The sequence below is a fragment of the Desulfolutivibrio sp. genome (assembly GCF_036584575.1).
Taxonomy (GTDB): domain Bacteria; phylum Desulfobacterota; class Desulfovibrionia; order Desulfovibrionales; family Desulfovibrionaceae; genus Desulfolutivibrio.
Window position 1 is genome coordinate 19,111 of the sequence record NZ_JAZHDB010000228.1, and the last position, 19,312, is coordinate 38,422.

Here is a 19,312-nt window from a genome sequence, read left to right on the forward strand (position 1 = left end):
GGAACACATGATGTACATGGTCACGTCACCGTCGGCCGCCGGATCATCCCCGCGAGCGCGGGGAACACGTCCGTGCCGGAGATGAAGGTGTGCGTCCTGGCGGATCATCCCCGCGAGCGCGGGGAACACACCGTGGCGCCCTGGCTGATGGCCCCGGTAACCGGATCATCCCCGCGAGCGCGGGGAACACGCCAGCCAGCACATGTTCGGCGGCCGCGATGCCGGATCATCCCCGCGAGCGCGGGGAACACACGCCAGTCGAATCCGCGATGTAACGAACGATCGGATCATCCCCGCGAGCGCGGGGAACACTGCGCCGACAAGATCGAGCCGGGCGAAGCGGCCGGATCATCCCCGCGAGCGCGGGGAACACCGGATGCTGTTGTCGTCCGTCGGTCAAAACACCGGATCATCCCCGCGAGCGCGGGGAACACGCGGCGGCCAGGGCCGTGACCCGGCCCCAGGTCGGATCATCCCCGCGAGCGCGGGGAACACTATTTGACGGACGCATCCGGCGGATCGTCGCTCGGATCATCCCCGCGAGCGCGGGGAACACTCCGCCGGGGCCGGTGTCCCAGCCGCCGGAAACGGATCATCCCCGCGAGCGCGGGGAACACTGAAACCGCCGATCCTCCCAGGCCCGGCCATTCGGATCATCCCCGCGAGCGCGGGGAACACCAGGTCGCGGCGGCGCTCCATCTCGCGGCGCACGGATCATCCCCGCGAGCGCGGGGAACACCCGGCCCCGTATGGGTTGGCCGTGGCCCTGTACGGATCATCCCCGCGAGCGCGGGGAACACTGTCCAGATAAGAATAGAACGTGATCCTTGCGCGGATCATCCCCGCGAGCGCGGGGAACACGAGAGGGCCAGAAAGAGGATGGGGAGGATGATCGGATCATCCCCGCGAGCGCGGGGAACACTCTTGACACAACATCCTCTTTTCCCAGGGTTTTTTCAACTGGGAAAATCTACCGGATTTTTGTCAAGAAAATCAACCCTTCACCTATGCGGTTATCAAGGATCGACCGCCTTATCCGTCCAGCGGCTCCGGGCTCGAAAACGACACCAATTCCAATCCGTCGAAATCAACCGGCATGCGCCGATTCGGACCCAGCGTGCGAAACGAGAACCCCGATTCGCTGCGCGCGCTCCACACCATCACCGCGTTGCCGTCTTCAAGCCCGTTTTCCACATTGTTCCAGATCATCTCACGCACCTTCACCGAATAATCCCCGACGTACACGCCCGCGCGAATCTCCAGAAGCCACACGGCAAGGCGGCCGCGCAGGCGCGGCGGGGCGTTCTCAACCGCGATGACCATCATCGCCCAGTCCCTCCTCGTCCGCAAAGGCCGGTCCAATGGCCTCGGGCGCAGCCTGCGGCACGGCCAGCCCACCCGCCGCCAGGACATCCTCGATGTCCGGGATGATGCGGCGCAGAAGCTTCATCTCCCGAAACCGGTCCCGACAGGCCAGACGTACCGCCCGTTCCGGCTCGGCGCATGGTTTGGCCGCAATGGAGAAGGCCACCGGAACCACCGTGTCGAACTTGTACAGATCGGCGATGTCGTACACAAAACTGCGCGGTTTGCCGGTATGGATGAAGCCGATGGCCGGGGCATAGCCCGCCGCCAAAACCGCCGCCTCGGCCAGACCGTGCAGGCAGGCCGTGGCGGCGCTTAAGCAACGGTTGGGCAGATCGCCCGTACCCCAGTCCCGGGGGTTGTATTTTCTGCCGGACCACGGCACGCGATATTGCCGGGCCAGCAGGCGGTACATCTCCTTGACCCGGGCCCCCTCAATGCCGCGCAACTGGTCCACGCCGCGCCGCGACGGAGGCTCCTCCCCGAATCGCACGGCGTACATCTTGCGCACGACTTTGAGCCGGGCGTCCTCGTCAAGGGCCAGGGCGGCCTGATACAGGAGCCGGTCGCTGCGCGCCCCGCCGGGCTGGCCGGAGGCGTACAGCCTTACCCCGGCCTCCCCGATCCAGACCAGAAGCGTCCCGGCCCGCGCCGCCAGAACCACGGCCGCATGCGAGACCCGCGTGCCCGGTTCGAGCATGATGCAGGCTAGGCCGCCCACGGGGATGTGGGTGCGCACGCCTCCGGCGTCCACCAGCACAAAAGAGCCGTCCAGCACGTCCAGGCCGCCCCGTTCAAGGAACACCATGGAGGCCCGCTCCTTGAGCGGCAACGGCGACAGCCGGGGAAGCATCAGGCCCGCCTCGCCAGGATAAGGCCGCAGCCGAACCCCTTGGCCGGGCCGACGCCCCGGGTCATGGCGGCAAGGGCCTTGTCCGGGTCCGCCACCGTGGCGAAGCCTTCAAAGTCCAGGGTCGCAATCTGTATTTTCGTTTGGGCGGCGGGCTTTCTGAATCGCAAGGTCGTGTAACTGTGCGCCAGCAAGGTGTCCTTTTCTATGTCCAGTCCCAGTTCGTCGGCCCGACGCAGCAGCCAGGCGCATCCGAGCTCCTGGGCCATGGCGGATTCGGTGGGGCGTCTGTCCGGCGGCACGTTGTCCGCATTAAGCCGCGTCTTGTGGTCCATGATCACGTCCACACGTTTCCCGCGCGTATCGGAACCGGCATGTTTGGTGCGAGTCGGGTTGGCGCGCAGGGAGAATCGCAACCGGTCGCCCCTGCGCAGGTCCGGGGCGTAGGGCTTGGTGACCACGGTCCAATGCGGGCCGTCTGGGCGCGGCTGGCGCATGGAGACCGCCAGGACGACGATTCTGCCCTGGTGTATGTCGCGGCGATAGAGAAAGTCCCGCTCCTGGTCCGGACGGTCCTTGAAAAGCTCCCATACCGCCTGGTGCAGCGCATATTCCCCTTCATACGTCCGCTTTCCGCTCATGTCCGGGGAAAGCGTCATACGGCTTATGAACATGGCGCCTCCTTGGGCATGATGACATGTCCGCGTTTCTCCTCCCGTTGCGCGAAACGTCGGGGGTCCGTCCGGACCACCGGCACGTCGCGCCGGGACTCGATCTGATGCGGCTTTTGACCGGGTTCGTCCTCCCAGAAGCACCGCACGTATTCTCCGGCCTTGGCCAGGGCCGCGCAGAAATCCCGCCTGGGCGGTCTGGCCGTCAGGGCCGCCAGGAAATCCTTGTGGGCCGCCACAAGCGGTTCGAAGAGCTGCCCGGGCGGGCAGGATTTGCGGCCCAGGTACGGCACGAACACCGGATGTTCCAGGGCGCGGGCCAACTCCGCGAGTTGTGGCGCGCCGTCTCCACGCATCCACAGGCACACGGTGAAGGCCGCGTCGCACAGGTAGTCCCGTAGCGAGACGATGGGCGTGTCCTTGACGTTGCAGCCAAGGGCCTGCGCCCGGGTGCCCGGGGTGGCGTTCCGGGCGAGTTTGACCGTCTGCACGGTGTGAAAGTCGCGCAAAGGTTCGCCCTCGGCGTCGATGCGCAGGGCCATGCCAAGTCCCTGGGCCATGGCCCGGTGCGTCTCCTCCTCGACCCGGCGGACGCCGAGCGCCCCGGCCAGAAGGCCGATGACCGCCGACTTGGTCGGACCGGCCTCGCATCCACGCATCACCCCCACGGCAATTCCGCCGAAAGCGCATAGCGGCGCAGAGACGTGAAAGGTCAGGTAGTCGCGCATGGGCTACCTCGCCACGAAGTCGAGCAGTCCGGAAAGCGTTCCGGAGGCGGACTCGACGTCGAACTCGTAGCGATTTGTGGCGCACGGCCCATACACCGTATCAAATTTGCCCATGGTCTGGCGCAGGCGGTCCACCCCCTGGGCGATCATCCCGACGCCCACCACCGGATCGAGAAACGCGGCGGCTAGACTGCGCGGCTGCCTGTCGCCGCTCTCGGCCAGCACATAGGAGGCAAAGGCCCGGGAGGCGAAGGAGTTCTGCTTGCCGGACGGAGCCACGCTCACAGCCGCCTCGACGAGCGCCCGCAGGGCCTTCTGAGCCAGCGTGGCGTCGTTTTCGAGATTTTCGGTTAGAAGGTCGCGGTTGACGCAGACATACTGGTAGAAGATGCCCGCTCCGAACTCGGTGACGCCGATATGTCCGGCCCCGGCGTCCTCCTCGTGGCGGTTCAGGTCGTCCACGGCGGTGAAATAGTCCTCGTCCACGGTCACGGCGTTGATGCTGATGGCGTGGGCCACCTGCACGGCGGCGTCCACGTTGAAGGCCGGGTCGGCGGCCAGCATGCGCCCGAACATGCCGATGTCCACGGCCGTAAGCTTTCGCTGCAAAAGCGACAGCCCGGCGGGGTCCACGGCGTCGGCCGTGCGGACCGCCTCCACCGCCTCATCCAGGGCGGCAAGCTCCTCCGGACCGAAATGGGCCAGTTGTTTGATTTCGACCTCGGCCATCGGTGTTTTCGCAAGGTCCTCTTTCGTCGATGGCCGAGATTTGCACTCGCCGAAAAATCCCGCCAGGACGCGGGCCTTTTCCAGGGCCTTTTTGTCGAGGGCTTCGAAGGAGTGTTTCTCGAGCGGGAACACGGGCTCGGCCAGCACCGCCGCCAGGGGCTTCCCCAGGACAAGGGCGGCATAGATGTATTTGCCCATGATCTTGGTACGGGTGCCGACATGGCCGGTCAGGGCCTCGCAAAAGACGTCCGATGTGCGCCAGGTGCGCTTGAGGCACTGGGAGGAGACGCGAAGCCTAGTCGAGCCGCCGAAGATGGCGGTCTTGGGACGTCCCAGGTCGTCACGGTTGAGGTTGGCCGGGGGATAGCTGGTTAGGATGTGCAATTGCAGAAAGCGTCCCGTGGTCATGGTCGTCTCCTTTCAGGATTATTTCGTTTTGTTGGGGTCTTTGAGATTACCGAAATAGTCGGCGGCCATTTTGAACCGGGCGGCGTCGCCGGGTTCGTCCCAGCGCCATACGGCCCAGGCCAGCCCCGGCAGCCAGACGTTTGACCCGAGAAGGCGCAGGACGCCGGTGAATAGCGACAACGAGCGTTCCATGTCCCGTTCGGCCAAAAGGCGCTTGAAGCGTTGCCTGCTGACCGGCGGGGAGTCGCCGGAGCGCGGCTGGGCCATGGCCCGGGCCAATGAGACGTGCGTTTCGCTTTGCGTCTTGACCCGTGCCGCCAGGATCAGGAGAAGGGCGAGTTTGGGGATGTCCTCCTCGGGCAGATCGAACCCCGCGTTCTTGAGTTCGGCCGCAAGCTCCCAAAAGACCGGCTCGACCACGGCCTCCTGGAAGGTGGCGGCCCGGCGCAGGGCGGCCCGGGGGCCGCGCCGCGCTTCGAGCTTCTTCCAGAAGGACGCGAGAATGCCGGTCTCGTCGGAATTTTTGTCGAAATACAGCCGTCTTGGCGATGCCATGTCATCCTCCCTTGGCCTTGCGGCCGGTTTTGGACGGTCGTTTCATATCTTTTTCCAGCGCGGGCAGGTCCATGAGCTTTCGCAGGGTATCGTTGCCCGGCGTGTTGAAGTTGTTGAGTTCCTTGAAGGCCCTGGCCTTGCGGGCCAGCAGGTCGCGGCCCGCCCCCAGTTCGCCGTCGAACGAGGCGCTTTTGAGGTAACGCTCGAAGATCTCGTACGTGACTGCGCACAGGTCGCGCAGGAAACGTTCGCGGTCCTTTACGGCCGGTGGTTCCTGCCCGGCCGTGGCCGCCAGTTCCCGAAGCCATTCGTAAAAGATGGACTCGGTTGAGCGGTAGAACGCATTTTCGACGGCGGCGGTAAACGAGGCGTCCGTTTTGATCTTGCGGCCCTTGTCAACCAGGGCCTTGCGTACGGCCGAGTTGAGATTGGCGCAGATAAGTCCCGCTGCGTCCGTGGCCTGGCGGACCCGCTCGGCATACGCCTGCCGGTGTTCTTCGGGGACGATGAAAACAGGAGCCGTGGACTCGATCCAGGCCTTGGCCTTGGCCTTGTCCATGTCGAAGCCGAAGGCCCATATCCGGTCGGCCTCCTGTCCCTCCTCGATCTCATAGGAGGCCCGGGCGTCGAGGAAGTGGCGTACGGCCAGGGCGGGGCGCTGCATAAAGCCTGTTTCCGATGTTGCGCCGAGGGTCAGGCCGATCCAGTTCCGGTAGCGTGTGACTCCCGGCGAGGCCTTGACCGTGTAGGGCTCCTTGCCGGGTTCCTGCCGGTAGGGGGTCAGGGGATGGTCGAACACGCCTGTATAATTCACCCCATAGTTCTTCGCCAGGATGCGTTCGACCCAGGCGGTGCTTTTTTTATCGCAGAGTGCGCATGGCGTGGCCGGGCCGGTCTCGAAAAGCAGGCGGATGCGCCGGGGCATGCCAAAGAGGGTCTGGCGGGGGTGGATGTCCGAGGCATGGGTGTCCTGGCCGTCCTTGCCGCTGATCCGGGTCGGCGCGAGCCAGGGGAAGACGGCCTCGCGGGGTTTGCCGGGGTCGCCGGGCAGGGTATCCACCAGGAGTGCAGGCAGGATGTTGCGCCAGACCGTGTCCCACAGGGTCGCCCCGAGCACGAGGGTGGAGAGCGGGCCGCCTCCGCGAAGGGATGTCCGGTTCCCCTGGCCTCCGGCCGGGGACCATGCCTGGAGGGTGAACAGGGCGGCGGCGGTGCAGGCCGGGCATAGGCGCATGGGACCGGTGATGCGTCGGAAAAAGTCCGCTCCGGAGGTGTCGGCGTCTTCGCCCGGGTAGTCGATGAACAGGGCGTCCACGGGCTTTTCCTTGACTTTCGGGTCGTCGGCCACGGTCAGGTCTTGGAGAAACCTCGGCCCGTCGCCGTCCAGGCTAAAGGCGTCGGCATACGGGGCCAGGGCCTGCGCCACGGCCTGCGGCGTGGGCGGCGTATCCCTCCAGGCGTCCCAGGCCCGTTCGTCCCGGGGCGGCAGGCAGACCTGGTACAGGCTGACGAGAAATTCGGTCAGCCCGGCCGCCAGGTCCGGACGGTCATGAGACACGGCCAGGACGGGGTCGTCCGGGTTACTGGTTATCTGGCAGGGCGAGATGCTCTCCCGCCTGCCGGAGGCGCGCCTGACCGGAATCCAGGGATCGGTTAGTAGGTTCAGGGGCATAATACCTCCTCGTGGGGTTGAGATCATTTGTCGCACACTGGGCGCGGAACCGAAAATCAATTCCCCGCGCCGAGAGGGCGAGGTTGATGAGCATGCCAATGAGCCTTGTGCAAATGGGTGTCTCCAGGCCGAAGAAAAAACCACTTTGGATACGTATCATATCTGAACTCCTTTTATCTTGTCACTTCGTGACATAACTAGACTCCTAGATTATTTTCACTTCCAGTTGGCACTATGTTTAATCCCTCGTGTCGCGATGTCAACCAGGAAAACGAAAGAAATACAAAAAACAAAATTTGAAATTTGTGGCTATCCCCGAGAACTCGGGGAACATTTCCGTATAGTCAATAACGTGACATAACTAGACGGATCATCTCGAAAAAATTCGAGAACGCCAAAAATTAAGCATCGCTACCAACCATGTCAAGACCGGCCCAGGCGCTATACTGCGCATAGGCCCGCCCGCCGCGAAGCGCGGCCCATGGCGTGCGCCACTCCCCGGACCCGCCGTGCGGGGCCAGGGGCAGAAGCGCCGCGAACTTCCCTTTGTCCGGCATGGTCTGCCGGGCCAGTTCGCAGGCCGCCTCCAGTTCGGCGGGTGGCGGAACCATATCCCCAAGCATGTCCAGCCTGACCCGCAGTTCGGAAAGCCCCCAGGCCTCCCTGGGTGTTGCGCCCTCGGCCCATGGCACGATCCGGCCGTCCACAAGCCTCCCCAGGCGCAGGGTCAGCGCCGCCCCAAGCCGCGTGGGCACGATGCGCTCGTCCAGCCAGGCCTCCAGGGCGCAGTATCCGGCCTCGGGCTTGAGCGCGTTGTATTTCGCCAGGATGCCCTGTCCCAGTGCCTCGCCAAAGGCCTTTTCCTCTGCCCGGTCCAGGGCGTGAGGATAGACCACGCCGTCGCCGTAGACCGCCTCAATGGCTTCGCGCAGATCATCGGGCAGCCGAATTTCCCCATGATCGGCCAGATAGCGGGCCGTGGCCCACAGCCTGCCGTGATGCGGATAGACGGCGGCCGTGCCGGGCAAAAAGGCGGAAATCCAGTCCTTCCCGGGCGGCGGAGCAAATGGCGGACACAGAACCACGCCGCGCGGGGTGCGGTAGCCCGGCGGCCGGTCGCTTTGCGAGGCGTCGGGGCGCAGATGGCGCATGCCCCGGCCGAGGCGTTGCAGCAGGGCGTCCATGGGGGCGATGTCTGAGAAGGGAATGTCGAAATCGCAGTCGAGGCTGAATTCTGCGACCTGCGAGGCGACGACGATACGTCCCCGGCGCATGTCCGGGGTGCTTTTCCGTCCGAAGCGGTCCATCACCTCGCGTTCGATGCGCAGCCGGTCGCACAGGGCGAAACGGGCATGGAAAAGGGTCGTGCGGCCGGGGTCGATCCGGGAACAGACGTCTCGCCATGTTTTTCTGGCGTCATTGACGGTATTTCGAATCCACAGCACGGCCGCGCCGTCCTCGGCGGCCCGGACGGCCTGGTCGAGTATCTCCCCGTCGTCGTGGCAGAGGTCAACGCGAAGCGTGCGGGCAAGATCCGGGCGCGGTGCGAGGGCCTGCGGCGTGACCTTCCCGTTGCAACTGACCGTCACCCGGGGGAAGGCTTTGGTTTCGGTCCAGTCGCCGAGTTCCCGGCCTTGTCCCCGGGCATAAGCGGCAAGCAGATCCCGGCGCATGGATTCGGGAAGCGTGGCCGAAAGAATGACGGCGCTGCCGCCGAAGGCCGCTTGGAAACGCAGAAGCACGCACAGCAGGTTATGCACATACGGGTCATGGGCGTGGGCCTCGTCCACGATGAACACCCCCCGGGCCAGTCCCGCCAGACGCAGGCAGCCGTGCTTCGACGGCAGGACGGACAACAGGGCCTGGTCGATGGTGCATACGCCGAGGCTGGCCAAGAGGGCTTTTTTTTTGTTGTCCGAAAGCCATGCCGAGCAATGCGTCTGAGCCGTTTCCTCCCGTCCGGCGTCACTGCCAGCATCTGTTGAGGGAATGCTTTCCAGGCCGAGGCTGTCCCGAAAACCGGGGTGCAGATCGCGGGAGGAATGGGCCAGGATGATGGACGGCGGCGGGATGTCCGTAAAAAGCGCGCCGAACGCCGTGCGCATTCGGTCGTACATGCCGTTGGCCGTGGCCATGGTGGGCAGGGCCATGAGGATGGTCTGGCCCGGTGTCATGGCGGCCAGGCGAAGCGCCGTGACGAGCCCGGCCTCGGTCTTGCCGCCTCCGGCCAGGTCTTCGATGATGACCAGGCTTGGCCCGGCAGGCGCAAAGCGCCACATGTGGTCCTGCACCGGACTCGGTGAGGCGATGGACGGGAAATAGTCTGTAAACGAAGAAACGTGACAAAGCCTGGGGGGGAGGACGCCGCTTGCCGCGACGGCATGTTGCGCGGCGGGGAGGGCGTGATTTTGGAAATACACGTCCAGGGCAGCCTCGGGATCATCCGGCGTGGCGTTGAGGATCGGAAAAGAGCGGGTATCCGAGCCTATCCAGTCGCACAGAACCACGAACCCGGCGAAAAGAAAGGAAAAGGCGTTTATGGCCTGCTCGTCGGCCTCCATGGCCAGCCGCGCCACGACGCGACGCCCCGCGTCATCGAGAAGCAGGCAGGCCGCTTCGCGGCAAAATTCCAGGGCCGCCGCCACATCCTGTGCCGGAAAGCAGTCATGCGTGGGCGTGGAGACGGGTTTGCCGTGATGTCCGGCCACAGTGGAAAGGATGGTGTTGAGACAATGGCAGCGTCCGTTTATGGGCGGGGCGTCCTTGCCTAGGATGTCTCCATGCAGGAGGGGCTTTCGAAAATGATGCTTGAAAAAGCGTTGCCCCATTTCGGCGTGATGCACGGAAGCCGTATCGCAGGAGCGGAGATTGCCGAGACGCTGCTGGGCTTTCGGTGATTTGGCCTGGAAACGCAGCGAGAATTTCCCTATGTCGTGCAGGGCAAGAAAGAAGGGGATGGTCCGCGAAAAACCGTCTACTCCACAGGTGGCATCCATTTTCGCCGCCCAAAGCGGGTCTTTGTCGAGAAGGACATGGGCGACGGCGGCGACATCCAGGCAATGATGGACGAGGAGATGATAGCCCCGGAAGCTTCGCGGGTCATCATGCCAATATTCTGTTTTTCCCCAGTAGCGCAGCATTGAGAATCCTTTTCTGTATTTTTAAATCTATGCAAAACTTAAAATTTGCCGTGTGCTGTGCGAGTTGTGGAGTTTTGAAATGGTTTATGGCGTCCGGTTACAACAGAATGAGCATGCGAAGAATGACGTCCATTCAAACGGAACGATCCCCAGATGTTAGAGTGCTATCGCCTATACATCCTGGGCGATATCCCGGCAAGGGGTCTCGCCGTCGTGCGTGAGTGGGGCATATGCGGCGACCCGAATTGACGAAACACTGGGCGGGAGGGGAGCTCGTTCAACAGATTTTGGATGGCGCTCCGGCCGCCCGGCCATGGCCTTGCGTCAGTATCCCACTGGCATGTCCGGGGCCGTGTTACCCCTGCACGAACTCGACTTTGACCTTGCACCCCGTGGCCCTGGCGTAGCGCTTCAGCGTGCCGAACGACACGTTTGATCTGCCGCCCTCGATCTTCGCCACGACGGGCTGTTTGACCCCCATGCGCTCGGCGACCTGGGCCTGGGTCAGCCCCGCCTTTTGCCTGGCGTCCAGCATGGCCGCAATCAGGGCGAATTCTTCCTCAAGGGCTTCATATTCGCGCCGATATTCGGGGTCGTCACGCATGGCCTTGTCGTGCAGATCGCGGGCCTTTATTCTAGGCATCTTCTTCTCCCTCAAGCCGTCGTCTGGCGATGTCGATCTCTCCGCGCGGGGTCTTGGGGGTTTTCTTGATGAAGGTCCGCAGCACCAGAAGCGTTTGACCACTCGCCGCCGCGTACAGGCGGCGTGCAATCCCGTCCCGCCCTGTCGCCCGGAATTCCCATATCCGCCCATCCACAGGGCGGGCCAGGGGCATGACCAAGGCGGTCAAGCCGCGTTCCTCCACAAGCCGAAAGGTCCGTTGCAGTTTGGCCCGCATGTCGGCGGGCAAGGCTTCGAACTCTTCCACGGCGTGTCCGTTGATAAATTCGACCATCCATCGGCGCATGCTTTTTATAGCCTTTGATTTATAAATGTCAAGGCGTCGAGCTATCGGTCCCCAAGGCGCATCACGTACCCCTTGTCCTCCGCCGCGCGCATGCCGTTCTCCAGCGCCATGACCGCCCGCCGCCGCGCAATGGACAGCGGCGATAGCCTCGGCTATATCCCACGTATCGGAAACCAGCCTGGGGGAAAGGGCTGTCGATCTCCGGAGGCCTGACTTGGTGGTCCCTGGCGGCGGCCTGAGGCGCCGTACGCGCCGTACGCGCCGAACGCGTTTGGCGTGCACGGGAGGATGCCCGGTTCGGGCCGGTCCCTCCCCCGCACGTTTTCCCCCGAGGAGCCAGCATGTCACGACTGCCGCTGCCAAAATACCAAGACCTCTCGCCTGAGGCCCGGACGCTTTACGACCAACTGGCGGCCAAACGGGGTCGCATCGACGGCATGTACCAGACCCTGCTCTCCCATCCGGCCCTTCTGGAAAAGGTGTCCGCCCTGGGCAGCTATCTGCGTTTCGGAGAAACCGCCCTGCCGCCCGAGGCCAGGGAGTTGGCGATTCTGGCCTGCGCCCGGCGCATGGGAGCGGGATACGAATGGGTGAAGCACAGCGGCCCGGCCAGCCAAGCCGGAATTCCGGAGTCCGTCCGCGAGGCCCTGCGCACGGGCCGGGAGCCGGAGGGGCTTGGGCCCGGGCTGCGCGCGGTCCTCGACGCGGCGGGATGCGCCCTGGCCCGGCGGTCGATCCCGGCTGGGATTCAGGACGAGGTGGTCAGGGCGTACGGCGTCGAGGGTGTTGTGGAACTGGTGGTGCTGTGCGGGTTTTACGCCATGATCGCCGGGGTGATTTTCGCCTTCGACGTCCCGCTGCCCGAGGGCGCACGGGATCCGTTCGCGGCGCAGGACGATAAGGACGAACCGGCGACCGGAGGTGAGAGCGCATGAAGACGACGGCCTATTATCTTGATGCCCTGGTCCGGGAGGGGCTTACGCACATGTTTCTCGTGCCCGGAGGGCTCATCGATCCGTTCCTGGAGGATCTTACCCGGACCTCCGGGCTCACGGCGGTGGTGGCGGCCCATGAAGGCGGCGCAACCTGCATGGCCGACGGCTACGCCCGGGCCTCGGGCCGCTTCGGGGCCTGCCTGTGCATCGGCGGGCCGGGCGTCACCAACACCCTGACCGGCGCGGTGGCCGCCTCCACGGACAACTCGCCCGTGCTCATCATCTCGGGACAGGTGCCCACCGACTGGGAAGGGCGCGGCGGGTTCCAGGATTCCTCCCCGGCCACCCTCAACGATCTGGCCATGCTCGACCCGGCGGTTCGCAAATCCCTGGCCGTGGAAAACATCCATCTGGCCGCCCACCATCTCCGTTCGGCCCTGACGGCCATGCTGGCGGCCCCCCAGGGCCCTGTCCACCTGAGCCTGCCCACGGACGTCCAGCGCGGGGATATTGCGACGCCGTGGACGCCGCTCGATGCGACCCTGTACCGCCCCCGGGCGTACGACCCCGTGGCCATGGAGCGCGCCCTGGACATCCTGGCCCCGGCCGGAGGCGGCCAAGCCCCGCGCCGGGTGGCCATCCTGGCCGGGGCGGGAGTGGAGAAATCCGACTGCGCCGACGAACTCCTCCGCTTCGCCGAGCGCTACGCCATCCCGGTGGCCACCACGCTTCGGGCCAAGGGCGTTTTCCCCGAGGACCATCCCCTGTCGCTCGGGGTCTTCGGCTATGCCGGGCACCGACATGCCATCGAGGGGCTGCTTTCGGGCGACGTGGAGGTGCTTGTCGTGCTCGGATCGGGGCTCTCCCAACGCGACACGCTGTTTTGGGATCGCAAGATGCTCCCTTCCAGGGCGCTCATCCATGTGGACATCGACCCCCGGGTCATCGGGAGGACGTGGCCGGCCGAGGTCTCCCTGTGCGGGGATTGCGGCGAAATCCTGCGCCTTGCGCTGGCTGCGGACAGTCAGCGCCTCGGCGGTCTCGAACGCTCGGTTCCCGAGCGGCGACAGTGGCTCGACGGCCTCCGGGCCTCCGGGCCGCGCTGCTACGATGCGCAAAATCAGGAGTGCCCGGACGTGCCGCTGCATCCGGCCCGGGTGCTGGCGGCGCTTCGCCGGGTCATGCCGCGCCAGGGCGCGCTGGTGGTGGACTCCGGGGCGCATCGGGCGTTTTGCGGCCATTACTGGCAGGCTTACGCCCCCCGGACCTATTTTTCGGCCACCAACATCGGTCCCATGGGCTGGGCCATTCCGGCGGCCTGCGGCATCAAGGCGGCGCGCCCGGACGTGCCGCTGGCCGTGGTCACCGGAGACGGCTGCATGCTCATGCACGGCATGGATATCCAGACCGCCGCCAGGTACGGCCTGGCCGTGGTGTACGTGGTGATCAACAACGGCGCGCTTGGCAACGTCTGGCTGCGCGCGCACCAGGAGGGCCCGGGAGCGGCGGGGCTGACGGAAATCCCCATTCGGGACTGGGCCGGGATGGCCAGGGCCATGGGGCTTGGGGCCGCGGTGGTCGAGCGGCCCGAGGAGTTGGAACCGGCCTTCGAAAAGGCCCTGGCGTCGGGGACGGCGTATCTGGTGGATGTGCGTTGCGACAAGCGGTTCGTCACGCCTGTCACGCCCTATGCCCAGGCCAAGGCGGTCTGGCACGACGACTAGCGTTGCTGTGGCGGGTTCACGGGTTGCGTGGTAGGGCATGGCCCGGCGCGCCGGGGTATGGCGGGAAAACGGCGCGGGCACTCCCGGCGGCGGGACGGATTTCAGGCGCAGGGCACGGCCCGGGCAGAGGATCGATCATGGGCCGAAGCGGCGTTTACGCCTGTGGGCCCGGGTAAGGATATGAGGGTGGACATGTGGCGGATGGTGGCGGAGAGCTTCCCATGAGCGGTCGGTGGTCGGTTTTTTCGCGGGGCGAGGGGGCCGTGGGGCGGCCCCTGGCCGTGGCGGCGCTTCTCGTCTGGGCGGCGTCCATGGCGGCGGTGGTCTACATGTCGCTTCTGCCGGACGTGGAGATGCCCGGCGATTTCCCGGACATGGACAAGCTGTACCACATGGCGGGATATGCCTGGCTGGCGTTTCTGCCGTGTTTCGCATTCGCCCGCAAACGGGTGGGGCTTCTGGCGTCGCTGTCCATGATCGTTTTGGGCTGCGCCCTGGAATACGCCCAGGGCTACGTGCCGGGCCGCATGGCGTCGCTTGGGGACATGGCCGCCAACACCGCTGGCGTGGCGCTTGGCGTCGCGGCCGGGCGGCTTTTGCGCTACCGGCTCCTTCCGGCCTTCCGGCGGGTGGTCTTCTGATGACAAGCCGGGCCGTTTCGTCGTAGGCCTGCACCCATGGACGACGCCAGCCAGACCCATCCGGACCTCCCGCACGAGCACGCCAGCCTGGAGAAGGCCCTGACCCCGGCCATCCGGGCCGGGGCCATCATGTTCGCCTCGGGCGGCGAGATCGACAAGGTGCGCCGCGCCATCGCCAGCATGCTGCGCGGCCACAGCCTGGAACACATCCACATCCTCGTGGCCCACAACGCGCTCATGGTCACCGTGGTGCACCACGGCGAGGTCATGACCCAGGTCCAGAGCATCGACGGCCACGGCGTGGACTTCAACAAGATCGCGGCGGTCTACCGGCTGGCCAAAAAGGCCCACCAGGGCCATTATCCGCCCGATGCGCTACGGGCCAAGGTGGAGGCCATCCGGCGTCTGGGGCGCGTCTACCCCCGGACGCTCACCGCAGCCTGCGCGGCACTGGCCTGCGGCGCCTTCGCCGTGATCTTCGGCGGCGGCCCGGCGGCGTTTTTGGTCACGTCCATAGCGGCCTTCCTGGGGGCCTTGACCCGGTTTTTTCTGGCGGCCATGCGCTTCAACGTGGTGCTGGTGTTCGGGGTCAGCGCCTTCGTGGCCACCTACGGCGCCCTGGTTTTGTCCGAGTTTTTGCCGGACCGGCAGTATGCGGAGATGGCGGCGGTGCTGTTTCTCATTCCCGGCGTGCCGCTCATCGACGCCTTCGAGGAGTTCATCCGGGGCTATTTTACGGTGGGCCTGACCCGGGCGGTGATGGGGCTGTTGATGACCCTGGCCCTGTCGGCGGGCATGACGCTGGCCCTGGTGCTCAAGGGGCTGTGGTGATGCCGGGCATGGCGGCGGATGTGGCCGTGAAGGCCCTGCTCGGGGCCGTGGCGGCCACGGGATTCGCGGTGCTTTTCAACGCCCCGCGCTATACGTTGATCTGGTGCGCGGCCTGCGGCGCGCTGGGGCTGACGCTACGCACCCTGGCCATGGCCTGCGGGGTTGGGGTGGAGCTGGCCACGCTTTTCGCCTCAACCGCCGTCAGCGCCTTCTCGTTTTGGCCGCACAACCGGCTGACCCTGCCCACCCACATCTTCTCCATCCCCGGGGTCATCAACATGGTGCCCGGGGTCTACGCCTACCAAGCCATGACGGGGTTTCTGCGCTTCGTCCAGGAAAAGGACCAGGCGATTTTTCTTTCGGCCTGGCATGACCTTTTGACCATGACCACCATTCTCATGGCCCTGGCCTTCGGGCTGGTGCTGCCCAGCCTTTGCCTGCGCATCGAAAAAAAGACCCTGTGAGTGTGGCGGGCGGCGAATTGGCGTGACTTGACTTCTGGACAAAAATACGTACAAGTCTGGAGTGTGCAAGGAGAAGAAAATGGATGCCATCACCTACAGCCACGCGAGGGAGAACCTTGCCGCCACCATGGACCGAGTCTGCACGGACAGCACTCCTGTGATCATCACGAGGCAAAAGGCCCAGCCTGTGGTCATGATGAGTCTGGCCGACTACAACGCCATTGAGGAGACAGCCTATCTCTTGCGGTCTCCCGCCAATGCGGCCCGACTGAGGGCCAGTTTGGCCCACGCCCGTGGCGGCGATGTTCAGGAACATGCCCTGAGAGGGGAATGACGTGCGTCTGGTCTGGACAGCCGAGGCGTGGGAAGACTACCTCTTTTGGTACGAGAGTGAGCCAAAAAAGCTCAAGAAAATTCATTCGCTCATCAAGGAAGCACTGAAAACCCCATTCACCGGAACAGGCAAACCCGAAGCACTGAAGTTCGACCTGGCTGGATGCTGGTCGCGGCGCATCGACGCCGAGCACCGGCTGATCTACTTGGTCGACCGGGGCGATGTGGTCATTGTCGCCTGCCGCTACCATTACCGATAGCCGCTGTTTCTTGTGGTCACGGGATTCCAAAGGGCTTGAGCCCTTTGGCCGCCGGAGGCTTCCCTTACCCTTACCCTTAACTTTACCCTTACCCCGTCGCCTTGCCTTCCCCCGCGCCCTCGCGCCCCTCGCGCTTCCCGCGCCGCCGCGCTACACCAAAAACCGTCCGGTGATCGACTCCGGGTCGGCCATGATCTCCTCGGGCGTGCCCTGGGACACGATGCGCCCCCCGGCCTCGCCGCCGCCCGGGCCCAGGTCGATGACGTGGTCCGCAGCCATGATCACGTCGGTGTTGTGCTCAATGACCACCACGCTGGCCCCGCGATCCACCAGCTTTTGCAGCACGGCGATGAGCTTGCCCACCTCCACCATGTGCAGGCCCGTGGTGGGCTCGTCCAGGATGTACAGCGTGCCGGGCAGGCTGCGCTTGCCGAGCTCGCGCGAGATTTTGATGCGCTGCGCCTCGCCGCCCGAGAGCGTGGTGGCCGGTTGCCCCAGGCGCAGATATTCCAGCCCGACTTCGCTGAGCACGTCCAGGCGGCGCTTTAAGGCCGGATAGTTCTCGAAAAAGTCCCCGGCCTGGCGCACGGTCATGTCCAAGACCTGGGAGATGTTAAAGCCCTTGTACTGGACCTCAAGAGTCTCGCGGTTGTAGCGCAGGCCGCCGCAGACCTCGCAGGTGACGAAGATGTCCGGCAGAAAATGCATCTCCACCCGTATCTGGCCGTCGCCGCCGCAGGCCTCGCAGCGGCCGCCGCTGACGTTGAAGCTGAAGCGGCCCGGCTTGTAGCCGCGCTTGCGGGCGTCTTTTGTGGCCGCGAAGATGTTTCGTATCTCGTCGAAGACCTTGGTGTAGGTGGCCGGGTTGGAGCGTGGCGTGCGGCCGATGGGCGTCTGGTCGATGGACACGATCTTTTCGATGGCCGCCGCGCCCTCGATGCCGCCGATCTCGCCCGGCGCGTCCACCTTGATGCCCCGGGACAGGGCCAGGTGCTTGTACAGGGTGTCCACCACCAGCGAGCTTTTGCCCGAGCCGGACACGCCCGTGACGCAGGTCAGGCAGCCTAAGGGGATGGTGCAGTCCAGGTTTTTTAAGTTGTTGGCCCGGGCCCCGCGCAGCGTCAGGCGCCCGGTGGGGGTGCGGCGCGTTTCCGGGCGGGCGATGACCATGTCGCCGCGCAAAAACTTGCCCGTCAGCGAGTCCTTGTCCGCAAGCATCCCGTCCACGTCGCCCTGATAGACGATCTCCCCGCCCAGCCAGCCCGATCCCGGCCCAAGCTCGATGACGTGGTCGGCGCTTTTGATGGTGGCCTCGTCGTGCTCGACGACCAGGACCGTGTTGCCCCGGCCCTGCAGGCGGCGAAGCGTCTCCAGAAGCCTTGCGTTGTCGCGCGGGTGCAGGCCGATGCTCGGTTCGTCAAGCACATAGGTCACGCCCACAAGCCCCGAGCCGAGTTGTCCGGCCAGCCGGATGCGCTGGGCCTCGCCGCCGGAGAGGGTGGCCATGTTTCGGGCCAGGCTTAAGTAGTCCAGGCCCACCCCGGCCAGAAACTCCATGCGGTGGGTGAGTTCCTTCAAAAGCGGCACGGCCACCACGGCCGAGGCCCCGGTAAACGACAGCCCGGCCAGCCAGGCCAGGGCCCGTTCGATGGACAGGGAGCAGAACTCGTGGATGTTCAGATCCTCAACCCGCACGGCCAGCGACTCGGGCCGCAGCCGCGCCCCGCCGCAGGCCGGACAGGGGCGGCTTTGCCGGTAGCGCGACAGTTCGTCGCGCCAGATGGAGCCGAAGGCCTGCCCTTTTTCCAGCAGGTTCACCACGCCCGTGAACCGGGCATTCGCGTCGCCGAAAAAAAGCGCCTGGAGGGCCTCGGGGGAAAACGCCGCCAGGGGGGTGTCCATGGTGAACCCGTGGCGCGCCCCCAGGGCCTCCAGGGACTTGGCGTGGCGGGCCAGGACGCGGTCGCCGCGCCAGGGCAGGATGGCCCCCTGGCGCAGGGACAGGCCCTTGTTGGGGGCCAGAAGGGCCGGTTCGTAATATTCCACGGAGCCGATGCCGCCGCACGAGGGGCAGGCCCCTTGGGGGCCGTTGAAGGAAAAAAGCTGCGGCGTGGGCTTGGGCACGCTGATCTTGCAGTCCGGGCAGGAGCTTTGGGTGGAAAAAATGCGATCCGCCGGGGCCTTGGCGTCCTTGTCGGGGACCACGGCCACCACCAGCCGTCCCTGGCCGTGGCTTAAGGCCAGCTCCACGGAGTCGGCCAGCCGGGAGCGGATGTCCGGCTTGACCACCAGCCGGTCCACCACCAGTTCGATGCTGTGGCGCTTGTTTTTTTCCAGCTCCGGCAGGGGGTCCAGGCCCGTGACCTGGCCGTCCACCCGCACGCGGACGAAACCCTGGCTTTTCAGTTTTTTCAAGCGGTCGGCCTGGGTTCCCTTCTGGTGCTCCACCAGGGGGGCCATGAGCAGGATCTTTACGCCCTCGGGCAGGGCCATGAGGTCGGCCAGGATCTCGTCCAGGGTGCGGGCCTGGATGGGTTTGCCGCAGCCGGGGCAGTAGGGGCGGCCCAGGCGGGCGAAAAACACGCGCAGGAAATCGTGGATTTCGGTCACGGTGCCTACGGTTGAGCGCGGGTTGCGGGTGGCCGACTGCTGCTCAAGGGAGATGGCCGGGGACAGGCCCTCGATCTTGTCCACCTGGGGCTTGTCGAGCTGGGGCAGAAACTGGCGGGCGTAGGCCGACAGCGACTCCACGTAGCGGCGCTGGCCCTCGGCGTAGATGATGTCGAAGGCCAGGGTGGACTTGCCCGAACCGCTGGGGCCGCAGATGACCACCAGCCTGTCGCGGGGGATGTCCAGAGTGAGATTCTTCAGGTTGTGGTGGCGTGCGCCTTCGATATGGATAACCGGCGAAAAGGACATGTTTTTCTCCAGAAAATGGCCGGTCTCCCGGCCCTCATGCAAAATACCGCGTCATGTCGGCAAGGGCTTTCACATAAGGACTTGGGGGCGAAAAGCAAGGGGGCGAATAGTGCGGGGGG

Annotated in this window: 18 protein-coding genes and 1 CRISPR repeat array (1 of these 19 cut by a window edge); of the genes, 7 read left to right on the forward strand and 11 right to left on the reverse strand. The window is 65.3% G+C overall.

All coding sequences use genetic code 11. The annotated features are described in order from the left end of the window. Positions 1–922: a CRISPR direct-repeat array (repeat unit 29 nt; unit sequence CGGATCATCCCCGCGAGCGCGGGGAACAC); it begins 1,486 nt to the left of the window's first position. A 110-nt stretch (positions 923–1,032) separates the two neighbouring features. The 10 genes from cas2e to V3572_RS17200 form a co-directional block, all read right to left on the reverse strand. Then, on the reverse strand, positions 1,033–1,326 hold the full coding sequence (gene cas2e / locus V3572_RS17155) for a type I-E CRISPR-associated endoribonuclease Cas2e (protein ID WP_332112248.1): 294 nt from the start codon (positions 1,324–1,326) through the stop codon (positions 1,033–1,035). Next, complete coding sequence (gene cas1e, locus V3572_RS17160) at positions 1,307–2,218, reverse strand: type I-E CRISPR-associated endonuclease Cas1e (protein ID WP_332112249.1); 912 nt, start codon at positions 2,216–2,218, stop codon at positions 1,307–1,309. Before cas1e ends, cas2e begins: the two co-directional genes overlap by 20 nt. Then, positions 2,218–2,889, reverse strand: a complete 672-nt coding sequence (gene cas6e / locus V3572_RS17165) for a type I-E CRISPR-associated protein Cas6/Cse3/CasE (protein WP_332112250.1) — start codon at positions 2,887–2,889, stop codon at positions 2,218–2,220. Before cas6e ends, cas1e begins: the two co-directional genes overlap by 1 nt. Beyond that, complete coding sequence (gene cas5e, locus V3572_RS17170; RefSeq protein ID WP_332112251.1) at positions 2,880–3,614, reverse strand: type I-E CRISPR-associated protein Cas5/CasD; 735 nt, start codon at positions 3,612–3,614, stop codon at positions 2,880–2,882. The genes cas6e and cas5e overlap by 10 nt, the downstream gene beginning before the upstream one ends. Before the next feature lie 3 nt (positions 3,615–3,617). Further along, on the reverse strand, positions 3,618–4,751 hold the full coding sequence (gene cas7e, locus V3572_RS17175; RefSeq protein WP_332112253.1) for a type I-E CRISPR-associated protein Cas7/Cse4/CasC: 1,134 nt from the start codon (positions 4,749–4,751) through the stop codon (positions 3,618–3,620). Positions 4,752–4,769: 18 nt separating this feature from the next. Next, positions 4,770–5,306: a type I-E CRISPR-associated protein Cse2/CasB gene (gene casB, locus V3572_RS17180; protein ID WP_332112254.1), complete on the reverse strand. Its 537-nt coding sequence runs from the start codon at positions 5,304–5,306 to the stop codon at positions 4,770–4,772. Between the two features lies 1 nt (position 5,307). Continuing rightward, positions 5,308–6,978, reverse strand: coding sequence for a type I-E CRISPR-associated protein Cse1/CasA (gene casA / locus V3572_RS17185; RefSeq protein WP_332112255.1), 1,671 nt, complete (start codon positions 6,976–6,978; stop codon positions 5,308–5,310). A gap of 401 nt (positions 6,979–7,379) precedes the next feature. Continuing rightward, positions 7,380–10,118 (reverse strand): CRISPR-associated helicase Cas3', encoded by a 2,739-nt coding sequence (gene cas3 / locus V3572_RS17190; protein ID WP_332112256.1) that lies wholly within the window; start codon positions 10,116–10,118, stop codon positions 7,380–7,382. Between the two features lie 355 nt (positions 10,119–10,473). After that, on the reverse strand, positions 10,474–10,761 hold the full coding sequence (locus V3572_RS17195; protein ID WP_332112257.1) for a helix-turn-helix domain-containing protein: 288 nt from the start codon (positions 10,759–10,761) through the stop codon (positions 10,474–10,476). Then, the gene (locus V3572_RS17200) at positions 10,754–11,086 is read right to left on the reverse strand and encodes a type II toxin-antitoxin system RelE/ParE family toxin (RefSeq protein ID WP_332112258.1); all 333 of its coding nucleotides are present in this window, start codon (positions 11,084–11,086) and stop codon (positions 10,754–10,756) included. The genes V3572_RS17195 and V3572_RS17200 overlap by 8 nt, the downstream gene beginning before the upstream one ends. A 341-nt stretch (positions 11,087–11,427) precedes the next feature. On the opposite strand from V3572_RS17200, the gene V3572_RS17205 reads away from it, so the two are divergent. From V3572_RS17205 to V3572_RS17235, 7 genes are all read left to right on the forward strand, one after another. Then, positions 11,428–12,021, forward strand: a complete 594-nt coding sequence (locus V3572_RS17205; protein ID WP_332112259.1) for a carboxymuconolactone decarboxylase family protein — start codon at positions 11,428–11,430, stop codon at positions 12,019–12,021. After that, entirely contained in the window at positions 12,018–13,745 is a 1,728-nt protein-coding gene (locus V3572_RS17210) for a thiamine pyrophosphate-binding protein (protein ID WP_332112260.1), read from the forward strand. Before V3572_RS17205 ends, V3572_RS17210 begins: the two co-directional genes overlap by 4 nt. Before the next feature lie 221 nt (positions 13,746–13,966). Beyond that, the gene (locus V3572_RS17215; RefSeq protein WP_332112261.1) at positions 13,967–14,386 is read left to right on the forward strand and encodes a VanZ family protein; all 420 of its coding nucleotides are present in this window, start codon (positions 13,967–13,969) and stop codon (positions 14,384–14,386) included. A gap of 36 nt (positions 14,387–14,422) precedes the next feature. After that, positions 14,423–15,217, forward strand: coding sequence for a threonine/serine exporter family protein (locus V3572_RS17220; protein ID WP_332112262.1), 795 nt, complete (start codon positions 14,423–14,425; stop codon positions 15,215–15,217). Next, positions 15,217–15,681, forward strand: a complete 465-nt coding sequence (locus V3572_RS17225) for a threonine/serine exporter family protein (protein WP_332112263.1) — start codon at positions 15,217–15,219, stop codon at positions 15,679–15,681. Before V3572_RS17220 ends, V3572_RS17225 begins: the two co-directional genes overlap by 1 nt. Positions 15,682–15,760: 79 nt before the next feature. Further along, the gene (locus V3572_RS17230; RefSeq protein WP_332112264.1) at positions 15,761–16,015 is read left to right on the forward strand and encodes a type II toxin-antitoxin system Phd/YefM family antitoxin; all 255 of its coding nucleotides are present in this window, start codon (positions 15,761–15,763) and stop codon (positions 16,013–16,015) included. A 1-nt stretch (position 16,016) separates the two neighbouring features. Then, complete coding sequence (locus V3572_RS17235; protein WP_332112265.1) at positions 16,017–16,274, forward strand: Txe/YoeB family addiction module toxin; 258 nt, start codon at positions 16,017–16,019, stop codon at positions 16,272–16,274. 150 nt (positions 16,275–16,424) lie between these two features. On the opposite strand, the gene uvrA is transcribed toward V3572_RS17235, so the two are convergent. Beyond that, positions 16,425–19,193: an excinuclease ABC subunit UvrA gene (uvrA, locus tag V3572_RS17240; protein WP_332112266.1), complete on the reverse strand. Its 2,769-nt coding sequence runs from the start codon at positions 19,191–19,193 to the stop codon at positions 16,425–16,427. Positions 19,194–19,312 lie beyond the last annotated feature (119 nt).

Coding starts and splice junctions, on each gene's coding strand:
- cas5e (WP_332112251.1), bottom strand. CDS start 3,614: ATGCGCGACTACCTGACCTTTCACGTCTCTGCGCCGCTATGCGCTTTC.
- V3572_RS17195 (WP_332112257.1), bottom strand. CDS start 10,761: ATGCCTAGAATAAAGGCCCGCGATCTGCACGACAAGGCCATGCGTGAC.
- V3572_RS17230 (WP_332112264.1), top strand. CDS start 15,761: ATGGATGCCATCACCTACAGCCACGCGAGGGAGAACCTTGCCGCCACC.
- V3572_RS17210 (WP_332112260.1), top strand. CDS start 12,018: ATGAAGACGACGGCCTATTATCTTGATGCCCTGGTCCGGGAGGGGCTT.
- V3572_RS17215 (WP_332112261.1), top strand. CDS start 13,967: ATGAGCGGTCGGTGGTCGGTTTTTTCGCGGGGCGAGGGGGCCGTGGGG.
- cas7e (WP_332112253.1), bottom strand. CDS start 4,751: ATGACCACGGGACGCTTTCTGCAATTGCACATCCTAACCAGCTATCCC.
- uvrA (WP_332112266.1), bottom strand. CDS start 19,193: ATGTCCTTTTCGCCGGTTATCCATATCGAAGGCGCACGCCACCACAAC.
- cas1e (WP_332112249.1), bottom strand. CDS start 2,218: ATGCTTCCCCGGCTGTCGCCGTTGCCGCTCAAGGAGCGGGCCTCCATG.
- casB (WP_332112254.1), bottom strand. CDS start 5,306: ATGGCATCGCCAAGACGGCTGTATTTCGACAAAAATTCCGACGAGACC.
- cas3 (WP_332112256.1), bottom strand. CDS start 10,118: ATGCTGCGCTACTGGGGAAAAACAGAATATTGGCATGATGACCCGCGA.
- V3572_RS17200 (WP_332112258.1), bottom strand. CDS start 11,086: ATGCGCCGATGGATGGTCGAATTTATCAACGGACACGCCGTGGAAGAG.
- V3572_RS17220 (WP_332112262.1), top strand. CDS start 14,423: ATGGACGACGCCAGCCAGACCCATCCGGACCTCCCGCACGAGCACGCC.
- cas2e (WP_332112248.1), bottom strand. CDS start 1,326: ATGATGGTCATCGCGGTTGAGAACGCCCCGCCGCGCCTGCGCGGCCGC.
- cas6e (WP_332112250.1), bottom strand. CDS start 2,889: ATGTTCATAAGCCGTATGACGCTTTCCCCGGACATGAGCGGAAAGCGG.
- V3572_RS17205 (WP_332112259.1), top strand. CDS start 11,428: ATGTCACGACTGCCGCTGCCAAAATACCAAGACCTCTCGCCTGAGGCC.
- V3572_RS17225 (WP_332112263.1), top strand. CDS start 15,217: ATGCCGGGCATGGCGGCGGATGTGGCCGTGAAGGCCCTGCTCGGGGCC.
- casA (WP_332112255.1), bottom strand. CDS start 6,978: ATGCCCCTGAACCTACTAACCGATCCCTGGATTCCGGTCAGGCGCGCC.